Genomic DNA, 12,771 nt, shown 5'->3' on the forward strand with positions numbered 1-12,771 from the left:
GTGTCAGCAGTGATTATTCGCTTTTTGGTAACATCATTTCTAATTCATTATGTGGTCTTGGAATTACGTGAACAGAAAGCAATTCGCCTACGCGTTGTGCAGAAGCCGCGCCTGCGTCTGTTGCCGCTTTTACTGCGCCTACATCGCCACGTACCATGACAGTTACAATTCCGCCGCCAACATGTACTTTACCAACTAAGTTTACACTCGCTGCTTTCACCATTGCGTCTGCTGCCTCGATTGCACCGATTAACCCTTTAGTTTCTACCATTCCTAATGCTGTACCTTCTCTGTTCATAATTGTTTCCTCCTAATAATGTTTTATTTTGTAAGTTGTTTAACGATTTCACTGACTAAACTTTGCACTAATGCCGGATCGACCTTGCTGTTTGTTGCTGCTGTAACGTTGTTCATTACACTAGATACAAGCTGATCATTTGAGCTTTCAACAGGCTCTGAATGCTTCGGCAATTGAACTTCTTTTGTACCGTATGCCATTCGCTTAATGTTTAGCAAGTGCTTAGCTGTAACATTGTCCGATGTGATATTGCCACCGAAAGTTCCGCATCCTAACGTGAGCGACGGCATCAAGCCTGTCGTTCCACCCACTGCACCAATGGAAGCCATCGTGTTGACTAAGATACGTGATACAGGCATTTCCATGGCGAATTCACGTGCAACTGCATCAATTTCCGTGTGAATCGCCAAGCTGTGCCCACGTCCTCCAAGATTCAGCAAGTCGAGGCATACTTCTTTCGAATGCTTCACACCATCGACAATATACATCGCAAAGATCGGTGATAATTTCTCCAATGAAAACGGAATGTTTTTTCCAACCTTTGTTTCCATCCCGATAATCAAGCGAGTGCCTTCCGGTAAAGAAATACCAGCCATTTTGGCAATGAACTGTGGACTCTTGCCGACCACTTTAGGATTCACTTTGCCGGGTACCGGCGAGATGACACCTTCCATGATCTTCTTCTCTTCATCGGATAAAATGTATGCGCCATTTTTCTTCAATTCACGTGTAACTAAGTCTACAACATGCTTATCAACGACAATCGCTTGCTCCGTTGCACAAATCGTACCGTAATCGAATGATTTACTGTCGACAATATATTTTACCGCTTTCTCTATCTTCGCAGAACGTTCGATATAAACGGGGACATTACCAGGACCTACACCATAAGCCGGTTTTCCAGAGCTGTATGCCGCTTTAACTAGTGCACTACCACCTGTTGCAATGATTAGATTGACGTCTTTATGGGACATCAGTTGCTGTGTTGCCTCCATTGAAGCCAACGTCAAACACTGGATCAAACCTTCTGGAGCACCTGCCGCAACAGCTGCTGCATCACATACTTTTAACGCTTCATGTGTACACTCCACTGCATAAGGATGTGGACTCACAACAATGGAATTTCGTGTCTTCAATGAAATCAATGTTTTGAAGAACGCTGTTGACGTTGGATTAGTCGTTGGAATGATTGCCGCTACAACACCAAACGGGGCAGCGATTTCCACTACTTTATTCAAATGATCTTCTTTGATAACACCCACTGTTTTCAAATCTTTGATGCTTTCATAGACATCACGTGAACCCACTTCATTCTTGATCTTCTTATGAGCTGCTACTCCCATACCTGTTTCATCTACCGCTAATTGCGCTAGACGGCCGGATTGTTCAAAAGCGGCATCCGCTACAGCTTTAACTATTTTGTCAACTTGCTGTTGCGTATAGCCCATGAATTTCTCTTGTGCTTCTTTTGCAGTTTGAACAGCCAAGCGCATTTGCTGCAAAGCCAATAAATCCTTATCCACTAGTTGAACCAAATCAAAACACTCCTTTCTACATGCTTCTCTATCAATAACTTAACGGATGATCCGCCATGTTCTGTACGGCTTCACGGAACGCGTCAGCTGCTGCTTCACAAGAAGATTGACTACCCGTGAGCAGACCGCCACCGAAGTTTGTTTCGGAGGGAGGTGCATAGAGTTCACATAATGTGACATCTGCAGCTTTTAAGGCCGCATCCAAACCGATAATTGCTTCAATAGGTGGTGCAATCAAGTATGCGATTGATTGGCCAACTGGTATGTTAGCCATGTCAGCCAAGTAACTACCACAGCTAGAAATGGTATGCGCATATAACGCATGATCCGGATTTCCATTGATTGCTTCGAAATACGCTTCATGCTCTATAGTGATACGAATCGAATCAAGACCACTTTTCACTTCTTCCGGTGACGGTCCAGCAATGATTCCGATAAACTCACCAGACAGCGGTCCGGAAGAATGTGCAGCACCTGCGTAAAAACTTTTCGCGTAGACCACTTCCACGTCGCTATGCTTCGTAGCTGCATCAATTGCTGTATAACCAATGTCATCAATTGTCGTCGTCACCAACCCAAGACTGCGTTGATAGGGCTTCAGATCAAACTTCTCAGCCAGCTCAGGACTAACGTTTGGAATGACTTGCATCGACAAGATGTCCGCGTGGATTTTCATTCGTCCTCCCCCTTCCTCAACCTTCTTTTTGAACAAGCGATACACCACTCGCTTCGTATTTTAAGATTTTCTGAATGATCGTACCGAGGAATGCACCCGCTTCAACAGGTGGAATTCCCCCTTTATGGATATTGGAAATGACCATACGATCTGCTTCAATCGTACCGTGCCTTGGTTTGTAGCACATGTAAGCACTTAGTGATTCCGCAGATACTAGACCAGGACGTTCACCGATCAGCATGACTACTACATCCGGTTGCAATAACTCACCGATATCATCCATCACAGCAACTCGGCCTTTGTCAACGTAAAATGTTGTTCCCATTTCGATATTCAAGTTGTTTAACGATTGTTCCAGTGACAAGTAGACATCTTCCAGATTTTCTTCAATCGCTTTCGCACTTAGACCATTTGACGCAACGATCTGTACGACAGGGGACTTTTTACAGCGTTCTTGAATAACAGACTTCGCTTCATCTGAAAGTTTTCTACCAAGATCCGGACGTCGAATATATTCTTCTTTATCCACCACTTTGGATTGCACTTGGAATAATCCTAGCTGCTCAAGCAAGTCGTCCGGCACTTCACCGTAGACCGCATCGACTGCCGCCGCGTGATCTAGTCGAAACTGTAACCATGTCTTCGTTTTCGGACGTGAACCTGCGCGTCCAACTCCTACTCTAGCCGGAGTTTTCTTGCGATACTCTGCCCATTTATCTTCTACAGGCTCTGCTTCAGGTTCTACCTTCGGTTTCGGATTACCGTATGCCGTCGTTGGCTTTGGTTTTACCGTAGCGATATTCCGCTTTGGCTCTTCCGCTGTACTATGGAATGTCACCAATCCACTAGGTGACTTTTTCACAGTTTCTGCGTTCAAATGTCCAATAGGCTGTTGTGAAAACAACTCTACCTTTTGCTCGTCGGAATTCTGTGGTACCGTTTGATTGCCGCTTGCAGCTTCTAGCTTCTCTACGACCATTTTTGTGATTTGCTGAATCAGTTCTTCATTCAAGTTCATCCACCTCCTATCGATTGAAGAGTGTGAGATCTCCGGCACGTTTGCTTAGCATGCCATTTTCATAAATCCCCATCTTTTCAAGCCATTTTAAATATTCAGGTGCTGGCGTTTTGCCCATCGTCTGAAGAACCGTTGCCACGTCATGGTAGCTCATGGACTGGTAATTCAGCATAACGTCATCACCCATCGGTGCTGCGATGATGAAATTCACACCTGCTGCCGATAATAAGATACTTAAATCTTCAATATCATTTTGATCCGCTTTAATATGGTTCGTATAGCAAATATCTACACCCATCGGCAGTCCGTGTAGCTTGCCCATGAAGTGATCTTCAAGTCCTGCACGAATAACTTGTTTACTGTTGTACAAGTACTCAGGCCCAATAAATCCAACCACCGTGTTGACGATATATGGATCGTAATGTCGTGCAAAACCGTAGTTACGCGCTTCCATTGTCACTTGATCTACACCATAATGTGCTTCGGCGGATAATTCCGAACCTTGTCCTGTTTCAAAGTACAACGTTTGTGGACCAGTGCCTGTACCCATTTTCAATGACAAGTCTTTCGCTTCTGCTATTAGCTCTGCTGAAATACCGAATGAACGATGAGCTTTTTCAGTTCCTGCGATACTTTGGAAAATCATGTCGGCAGGAGCACCTTGTTCAATCGCTTTCATTTGCGTTGTAACGTGTGCAAGTACACAGTTTTGCGTAGGGATTTCCCACTCATCTATGAAATCCTTCGTTGCATTCAGTACACGCTTTACGCTTTCTACAGAATCATCTACAGGATTGATCCCAATCACCGCATCACCAATACCGTAAGACAAGCCTTCTTTCAATGATGTAAGAATTCCATCGATATTGTCAGTCGGGTGGTTCGGCTGCAAACGTGAAGACAATGTACCTTTTTGGCCAATTGTAATATTGCATGTAGATAGAATTTCGATTTTATTTGCTGCGTGCACTAAGTCCAAGTTGGACATCAATTTCGTAACCGCGGCGATGACTTCAGAAGTCAATCCTCTACTGAGACGCTTTAATTCGCGGTCGCCTACTTCATTACTTAATATATATTCACGTAGTTCTGCGATACTCCAATTCTGGATTCCACCGTAAACCTTCTCGTTAATATCGTTTTCGATAATAAGTGACACTTCATCGCTTTCAATCGGAATGAGTGGATTATTGCGGATATCGCTTACTAGCAACTCACTGACAACTGTTTTCGCAGCGATTCGTTCCTGGACGGTTTCTGCCGCAATTCCTGCAAGGCGATCACCGGATTTCTCTTCATTCGCTTTCGCTAGCACTTCTTTTAAGTCGTGGAACACATATCGTTCGCCGCCTAATGTAGTGGATAAATTCACGTACGAGACCTCCTTTACGTTGTGTGGAAAGTTAAGGTTTTTACGACAACCGGTACTACACCTGAAGTGAGTGCTTTTCCGATATCGATGTAATCGCCTGTTTCCACATTGATTTGATCTATACAAATAATGCTTTGTTTCACTTGTAATGCCGCGAGTGTCTGGCCAATCACCTTGGCGTGATCTGATTGGATCACCAATATAATGGGCTGTTCAGGACGTGGCCGCTGATTCATGATTTGGACAACTGCTTTTGCAAGCTTCTGCACATCCCGAAACCCAAGATAGGGCAGATTGCATAAGTAGAGCGCGAAGTTTTGCCCTTCTTTGGCTGAGTCATATAAAGTAACCGCCTGCCTCACTGCGTCTTCAAAATGGGCTAAACCTGTTGCTAAATCTTCTTTAAAATCATATTGATGAATCGGAATATTTTTTAATGGTAATTCATGCGGTGCAACTTGAATGGTGGCTCCACTAATTTCAGTCGTCTGGGTTCCTGCACCTAATACGGTTGCACGTACAGTTTCTATCGGCTCCTGCCAAGTGAAATGCTGTAGTGAAGTGTTACGCAACAAGGCTTCCGCAAGCTGAACACCTATATCATCGTATTGTGCTTCTTGTACTTCACCGGATTCATGATGATACATGCATTCCGAAATTCCACCTGAAAAGACGATTGTATCGACTGCCGGCGACCAATTCGGTTCATGACCGAGTAGTAGTACTTGATCTTGTGCGTGAACTTCTTTTTTTAAGATTCGCCCCATTGCTTCCGCCATATACGTCGTTACAAATGTTACGGCTGAAGAATTTTGCGGATCCCCTACTTGCAATGTGTAACCTTGCTCTCGCAGTAATCGTTCGACTGGTGGTGAGATGGTACGTACTTTGCCGCCTTCAAATTCGATTAATCTACCTCCAATGTGCATCGTACATGTGCCAAGGAGCTGCTTATCCTTGAATACTGCAATATTGGCTGTTCCTCCACCAATGTCTATATTGGCGATGACCTGCCCGCTTTTTCCGGACGATTCATAGCTGCCTGAACCTTTAGCCGCAATGATGCCTTCTAGATCAGGTCCTGCAGTTGCTACGAGGAAATCGCCCGCTTCGTTAGACAACTGATGTAACATTTCACTGGCATTCCGCTTGGTAGCGGTTTCACCGGTGATAATAACAGCACCCGTTTCAATCTGCGAAGGCTGAATTCCTGCTTTGTCGTATTCAGAGCGGATAATTTGTTGGACGCCCGCTACATCGATCGTCACTGCGTCTTGCAATGGCGTCCGGAATACAGGGCTTTTATAGAGTATTTCTTTGTTTGTGATTTCTATTCTTGGCACATGCGTTGCGCCTGCCACGTTACGTAGCGAAAATCGACTGATAATCAGTTTCGTCGTGCTTGTGCCAATATCAATGCCTGCACTAATGATAGTTTCGTGCTTATTGAAATTGCTCACTCCCACACCCCTTCCTGATTATAGATTTCAACGCCTGTCGGTGCTCGACGGCGTCCTGCACTTTTGATTGCAACTAGTTTCCGACGCCAGCCCCTTGGGTCGTTTCGATCTTTTGATATAAAAAAGGCGCCTTTACAAACCCATGGATTTTCCCACGGGATGTAAAGGCACCTTTGCCGTTTTTATTCACTTGTATACAATTTACTATATCAAATTCCTTACTGACTGTAAAGAAGATTACCCGAGATAGATCAAGTGTGGATCGGCTGATGATTCTACGTATTGTTGCATTGCAGTGAGGTTGTTTAGCTTTGTTAATTCTTTCAAATGTTCGACCCCCATGCCTGTTACGGATGAAACCATGACGATGGGCCCTTGGTTCATAACGGTTTTTAGCATGTCGAGTGAACGCTCTAGGTCAGCTTCAGGTAGATCACACTTGGTAATGACACCAATCGGAAGTTTCGGGATACCCATGCTGAAACCTGGCGGGAATATAAGTTTCTCACTTGTTGCATCCTGCAAGTACAGTACATGTGTCACTTCAAGTGCAGTGGCCATGATGTTTTTATAGAACATCGGATTTTCCGAATACTCTCCCGGCGTATCAACAATCCAATCATAATAATTGAGCGTCTGCGTTTTGAAAGCTTCTACTTTTCGGCCCAATAAAGCATTTGTCAATGTAGACTTCCCCGCTCGTACCGCACCGACTAGCATCGCCTTGTTTCGCATCATCCTCACTCCTTATGATTTTGTAATTTCCGCTGGCGTATAGTTCAACTTTTCGGATAAAAACCGGTTGATCTCAAGCATTGCCATCTCCACTTCTGAGACACTGCCCACAATAACCAGACTGCCTGTAAATCGATCGAGGAATCCAATGCGGACATTAGCCGCTTTCGTTGCCAAGTCTCCTGCGATAATGACCGTTTCACTCGGTGTACATGTAAGGATACCTAAAGCACCCGCTTCCTGTATACCTAACTTCTGAAACATATCGGGATCGGGATTAGCGATCAAATGACTGAGTGTAAGCTGTTTTCCCGGAACGAATTCCTGTATAAACCTTTTCTTTTCTTCGCTCATTATACACACTCCCTATATAGTTTTATGCTTTAGCAGCAGGAGCTTCTGGTTCAACGTTTTCATTTTCGTACTCGCCCTTTTTAATAATTCCAGCTTCACGGTCTTGCTTCTCCAGCTTTAATGCCGTTGGAACAGAAAGCTTGTACGCAATAATAATTGCGATGATACCCGCACTCAATTTACCTAGTATAACCGGTAAAATAATATTTGGCTGGAAGTTCGCTGTGAACGATAAGTGATCACCCAACAAGAACGCCGCACAAACTGCGAATGCGATATTAACGACTTTGTCTTTTGGTCTCATGTAACGAACCAATGAGAACATCGCCAAGATATTCGCAACAGTCGCAAGTAAACCCGCACTTCCTTCAGGTGAAAGTCCAATTTTTTTCCCAGCAGATTCTAAAGGTTTGCCCATATACTTTCTAATCAAATAAATCATCGGGAACGCACCCGCTAGCATAATACCAATGTATCCCGCTGTTTCAAGTGCACGGAATTGGTCTATTTCATCCGCCATAATTGGATCGAAGCCCCACGCGCCAAATATCTTAGTGAAAATACCTGTAAATACTTCAACGATAGAGAACACTAACACTAATTTAATGGCAGCGTCCATCACGCGTCCAAAAATCATAAAACCGTTAATCATAATGCGAGGAACGAACTTCAGTCCGACCGCAATCAATACTACAAAAATTAATAATGGCAATAAATTGATGAAAATCTGTAAATAACTAATTGCAAATTCATAATTAGATGTAGCTGTCGTGCTAATCACATCACGCACGTCCGTGTTGAATATTACTACTAAAACAGAAGCAATAAATGCGCCAATCGGAATTGTCAAAACACCCGACATAATACCAAGCGCCATGTATTTATGATCTCGCTTATCAAGCATCGCAAGTCCCATCGGAATAGAGAAAACAATCGTTGCTCCTGACATGAAACCGACGATTAACGCCATAATCCATCCTTCATTTGTTACTTTTAGTGCTTCCGCTAACTGATAACCACCCATATCCGAAGCCAGTATAGTAGTTGCGGCAATTGCAGGATCTGCTCCGATTGAGTTGAAGATCGGTCCGATAAATTTACTGATGAACCATGTTAAGTAGGGTATAGATGCCATGATTCCTGCTGCTGGAACGAAGATATGTCCTACTGCGTGTAATCCAGACATAAATTCTTTACCTAATCCCTCTTCAGGATTCTTTATTGATGCAAATGCCCCTGCCACTGCACAGGCCATAATAATATATACAATTACTGTACCGATCATTTCCATTTAGGTTTCCTCCTATTACTATTTAATTGTAATATTGTTTCTTACGCGCCAGCCAACAAGACACCACCCTTTGATTTAATTCATGTCCAATCCGCGAAAATTTAAAACAAAAAGACGCTTAAAGAATGTATCTCTTTAAGCGTCTTTGCTTAGATCTATTTACTTGTGCGAATCTATAATTTCCAAGGCAAGTGACTCCATTGTCATTTGCCGTGACATACTCGTATCACGCATTTTTTTAAATGCTTGTTGCTCCGTTAATTGTTCCATATTCATCAGAATGCCTTTTGCCTTCTCCACGACTTTTCGCTTTTCCACTTCTTGCTTAGCCTGTTGAACGTCTTTTTTCAGACGTTTGGCTTTACTTGATTGGTGAAGAGCTACTTCAATAGCGGGTATTAAATTAGATTCCGATATAGGTTTGACCAAATAGCCAACTATATTATCTTGTTGCGCTTTTTCTACGAATTCCTTTTGGCTGTACGCGGTTATAATGAGGATGGGTATATCTAGCTGTTCCCCAATGATGCGACTTGCTTTCAGGCCATTCATCTTTGGCATTTTGATATCCATCAAAATCAAATCGGGTTTATGCAAGAAGGCCATCTCAATCGCTCTGTCTCCGTCCCCCGCTTCTCCAACTACTTCATAGCCGTGGTCTTGCAAGGTCATTTTTAGGTCCATGCGAATGATCGATTCATCTTCGGCTATCAAGATTCGTTTACTCATCAAAAATTTCCACCTCCGCACCCACTGGAAAGTTGACTACTGCATGAGTCCCGATTTCCCTGGGCACATATAGAAACTCACCATTCAAGTCATTGGTCACCAAATTGTGGATGATTTCCGTACCAAGTGATGTTTGCGGATTCTTCATTCCAACGCCGTTGTCGGACACGTGAAGTTCTACAAAGTCTTGATCTACGGTAAATTCCACATCAATAATCCCCTCTTCTTTGCCTTGAAATGCATGTTTTAAAGAGTTTTGAATAAGCTCATTTATGATAAGCGCAATTGAAACCGCTTTCTTAGAGGTTGTTACTATTTTATTGCCATTCGGCTCAATAATCAAGTCTACTTTCAAATTATATTCATTTAGCACCATGGTTGAGCATATTTTTCTCGTCAAATTTATGATATTTACATCATCATCGTCCGCATGTTCCTTTGTAAGAATAATTTCATAAACCGATGAAATACTATATATACGATTAAGGGTTTCTTCAAAAGTGGAGCGACTTTCCGCAGGCATTCCACTACGCATTTGTAGTCTTATAAGGCTTGCGACTGTTTGCAAATTGTTTTTCACGCGATGATGTATTTCCTTGATTACGACCGATTTCATCATTAACTCTTTTTCTTTTGTGCGAAGTTCGGTAATATCTTGAACAATTAATAACGTCTCTTGAGATTTATTTTTTTCACGCATTCTTATCTTTTTCACTATCAAGTTTTTGCGCTCAATGGTTAGTTCAAAGACGAACACATCATCTTCTTGTGTATAAACTGTTTGTAAAAAAGGTAATAATTCCAATAAATCACGATTTAGCACATCATCTTGGTTACTTATTTCCGTAATTAGTTTTAAGCCTGAAGGATTTGCATAGACTAACCGATTACTTTCGTCTGTCAAAATAAGCATTTCCATCAGTAAATCTGAAACAACGCCGAGTCCTGAATTTGTCATCTGGTCCTCCGCTGTTTCTGTTATGACCGAAAATCTCTTTGCATTATCTGTTGAAGTGGATGACGCTACCTGCTTCTCTGAGATAAGTACGCCAATCACTTGATGATTTGTATTCTTAATGGGCACTACGGTCTGATCCACTACGATACCTTCTTGTGTCATAGCTTGTCTTATGATGGATTTCTTTCCATTGCGATAGGAATAAAACACACCCGGTTCAAAAGATTCAAAAACAATCTTTCCAACAACCGAATTATTATATAGCGGTGTACTACCGACTGGAAAAGCTTCCGCTACAACAATCGCCTGATTACTTGGTTTTAATTTGCAATCGATAAACATATAGGAGTCTGACAAATCGGCATACGTCTGCAGGCTAAACGCCATTTCCTCCAAAATTTTCACGTCTTGATCTGTCAGTTCAGTATGCTGTTTACAAAGTTTTTCTACTGTTGATTTTACCAATGCACCACGACCTTTAATGAGAAGAATACCGCTTCCCCTATTGTGTAAAATTAGTATAAGACGGTTAATGAGAGAGGTCAATCTGTAGGTTCAATGTTACTCAATACTTTTCAAGAAAGGTTTTTATTTTCATTTTATATACTTCCTGATCCATCACAAACGCTTCACCGTGATTTGCGTCATCCACTAAAAATAATGCCGCATCACTCTTTGTCTCTTCATAAAGTTCTTTTGTCATTTCTGTTGGCACGAATGTATCTGCCTTGCCATGAATGTACAGGATTGGTACAGTCGCGCGTTTAACTGCACTCAACGCGTCTGCTTCTTTTAGTGAATACCCCGCTCTAGCATTCGTCAACAAACTCATATTATCGAGTAATGGAAATGCAGGTAAATGAAACATTCTGTCCAGTTGATAGGCAAATAATTGATAAACGGATTGATACGGACTATCTGCAATAATTGCTTTCACTTGTTCGGGAAGTTGCTCACCACTCGCCATTAAAACTGTAGCCGCACCCATCGATAACCCATGATAGATCACTTCTGTATCCGCCCCCAGCTTTTCGCTGAGCAACTTTGTCCAATCAATCAAATCTAAACGATCTGGCCAACCGAAACCGTAATAGTCACCACCGCTTTTTCCATGTCCCCTAGCATTTGGCATGAAAATATTATAGCCAAGTTCCTCATAATAAAATTGACCATACAACCCCATCTGTTTTGCGTTCCCTAAATAACCGTGTGTTAAAATCACCAATTTGTTAGTCGGTTTTTTTGCCGGCAAGAAATAACCCATCAAGTCCAGATCATCTTTTGATGTCATATGAATTTCTTCAAATTCCTGTTGATCTACCCAGTCAAGCCAATCTCCATTTAAAAAAACTTCCATGGTCTCAGCGGATACTTTCAAATCCGCATTGCCTGTCAAAAAATCCTTCGGTCCACGCTTGATAGCCAAGTCATAGAAGAAAAGACTTCCTGCTATCTGAAATACAATAAAGATAGCCACTAGTAAAAAGACAACCTTTTTCCATCTTATTTTTCTCATCTCTATGTCCTCGTTCTCTTTGTCTAAGCATTTTCTCTTATTATACAGTGAAATCTATAATTACGTTATAGCAATTTCATGAGAAAAGCCCCAGTAGTTGGACAACAACTACTGGGGCACCTCTAGTTCACTATTTTTTCTTTTACTTCTTTTTGTTATCTTGCTCGGTAGCCTTATCTGCTCGTTTATACTCTTTGGCGTACAATACTTCCTGTGCGGATGAAAGGCCATTATTCTTATCTGTTAGTGTTTTATGGGGCTGTTTGTTCTCACTCAAGTCTCAACACTCCTTTCCGTCTTACTTTCAGTCTGCCACGATTAGACGAAATTAAACACAGCATTCAGTTATCGTTCTTTGGTTTTCTCACTAAAACCACGTATACTAACTGCATAAGGAGCTGATCACATGAAATTCCATATGACAGAGCACGGTTTTGACACCGAAACCGAATTTGGTACTTTACACATTTCATCCAATGAAGAAAAAGGGTTTCGCCCATACCAGCTGATGGTCGCGTCGATTGCCGCTTGCGGTGGTGGCGTTATGCGAAAGATTCTTGATAAAATGCGTCTGCCTGCAGATGATATCGCCGTGGAAGTGAAAGAAGTCGTACGTTCACAAGATGATGCAAGTCGTCTATTGAAGATTCATCTTCATTTCACAATCACCGGATCAACTATTACCGAAGAAAAAATGCCACGGATCATGGAGCTTACAGAGAAGAATTGCTCCATGTTACAATCTGTAAATGGTTGTATTGAAGTAGTGAAAACATACAAGATTGCCACTAAGTAAGTGCCAATGAAACGACAAGAGAGTTCTCTCTTT

General features: G+C 42.3%; 14 protein-coding genes. 1 reads left to right on the top strand and 13 read right to left on the bottom strand.

What is annotated here, in order from left to right; genetic code table 11:
• Positions 1-13: 13 nt before the first annotated feature.
• From CSV76_RS05055 to CSV76_RS05115, 13 genes are all read right to left on the bottom strand, one after another.
• Complete coding sequence (locus CSV76_RS05055; RefSeq protein ID WP_085132129.1) at positions 14-298, bottom strand: BMC domain-containing protein; 285 nt, start codon at positions 296-298, stop codon at positions 14-16.
• Between the two features lie 23 nt (positions 299-321).
• The gene (locus tag CSV76_RS05060) at positions 322-1,791 is read right to left on the bottom strand and encodes an aldehyde dehydrogenase family protein (RefSeq protein ID WP_232319639.1); all 1,470 of its coding nucleotides are present in this window, start codon (positions 1,789-1,791) and stop codon (positions 322-324) included.
• A gap of 73 nt (positions 1,792-1,864) precedes the next feature.
• Positions 1,865-2,509 carry an ethanolamine utilization microcompartment protein EutL gene (gene eutL / locus CSV76_RS05065; RefSeq protein ID WP_085427583.1) on the bottom strand — a complete coding sequence of 215 codons (645 nt, stop codon included), beginning with the start codon at positions 2,507-2,509 and terminating at the stop codon, positions 1,865-1,867.
• A gap of 16 nt (positions 2,510-2,525) precedes the next feature.
• Positions 2,526-3,527 (bottom strand): ethanolamine ammonia-lyase subunit EutC, encoded by a 1,002-nt coding sequence (eutC, locus tag CSV76_RS05070; RefSeq protein WP_369823286.1) that lies wholly within the window; start codon positions 3,525-3,527, stop codon positions 2,526-2,528.
• A 7-nt stretch (positions 3,528-3,534) separates the two neighbouring features.
• The gene (locus CSV76_RS05075) at positions 3,535-4,899 is read right to left on the bottom strand and encodes an ethanolamine ammonia-lyase subunit EutB (RefSeq protein WP_085427585.1); all 1,365 of its coding nucleotides are present in this window, start codon (positions 4,897-4,899) and stop codon (positions 3,535-3,537) included.
• A gap of 14 nt (positions 4,900-4,913) precedes the next feature.
• On the bottom strand, positions 4,914-6,359 hold the full coding sequence (locus tag CSV76_RS05080; protein WP_085427586.1) for an ethanolamine ammonia-lyase reactivating factor EutA: 1,446 nt from the start codon (positions 6,357-6,359) through the stop codon (positions 4,914-4,916).
• A 237-nt stretch (positions 6,360-6,596) separates the two neighbouring features.
• Positions 6,597-7,094: a EutP/PduV family microcompartment system protein gene (locus CSV76_RS05085; protein WP_085427587.1), complete on the bottom strand. Its 498-nt coding sequence runs from the start codon at positions 7,092-7,094 to the stop codon at positions 6,597-6,599.
• 12 nt (positions 7,095-7,106) lie between these two features.
• Positions 7,107-7,448, bottom strand: coding sequence for an ethanolamine utilization microcompartment protein EutS (gene eutS / locus CSV76_RS05090; RefSeq protein ID WP_085427588.1), 342 nt, complete (start codon positions 7,446-7,448; stop codon positions 7,107-7,109).
• A gap of 22 nt (positions 7,449-7,470) precedes the next feature.
• Positions 7,471-8,739 carry an ethanolamine utilization protein EutH gene (eutH, locus tag CSV76_RS05095; RefSeq protein ID WP_085427589.1) on the bottom strand — a complete coding sequence of 423 codons (1,269 nt, stop codon included), beginning with the start codon at positions 8,737-8,739 and terminating at the stop codon, positions 7,471-7,473.
• A gap of 159 nt (positions 8,740-8,898) precedes the next feature.
• Positions 8,899-9,468, bottom strand: a complete 570-nt coding sequence (locus tag CSV76_RS05100; protein ID WP_085427590.1) for an ANTAR domain-containing response regulator — start codon at positions 9,466-9,468, stop codon at positions 8,899-8,901.
• Positions 9,461-10,891: a sensor histidine kinase gene (locus CSV76_RS05105; RefSeq protein ID WP_099624889.1), complete on the bottom strand. Its 1,431-nt coding sequence runs from the start codon at positions 10,889-10,891 to the stop codon at positions 9,461-9,463. Before CSV76_RS05105 ends, CSV76_RS05100 begins: the two co-directional genes overlap by 8 nt.
• Before the next feature lie 100 nt (positions 10,892-10,991).
• Positions 10,992-11,942, bottom strand: a complete 951-nt coding sequence (locus CSV76_RS05110; RefSeq protein WP_198166138.1) for an alpha/beta hydrolase — start codon at positions 11,940-11,942, stop codon at positions 10,992-10,994.
• Positions 11,943-12,084: 142 nt separating this feature from the next.
• A complete protein-coding gene (locus tag CSV76_RS05115) occupies positions 12,085-12,219 on the bottom strand; it encodes a YfhE family protein (protein ID WP_085132148.1) in 135 nt (44 codons plus the stop codon).
• Positions 12,220-12,348: 129 nt separating this feature from the next.
• On the opposite strand from CSV76_RS05115, the gene CSV76_RS05120 reads away from it, so the two are divergent.
• Positions 12,349-12,738, top strand: a complete 390-nt coding sequence (locus CSV76_RS05120) for an OsmC family protein (protein WP_085427592.1) — start codon at positions 12,349-12,351, stop codon at positions 12,736-12,738.
• Positions 12,739-12,771 lie beyond the last annotated feature (33 nt).

The sequence above is a fragment of the Sporosarcina sp. P17b genome, assembly GCF_002743115.1.
GTDB classification, from domain to species: domain Bacteria; phylum Bacillota; class Bacilli; order Bacillales_A; family Planococcaceae; genus Sporosarcina; species Sporosarcina ureae_C.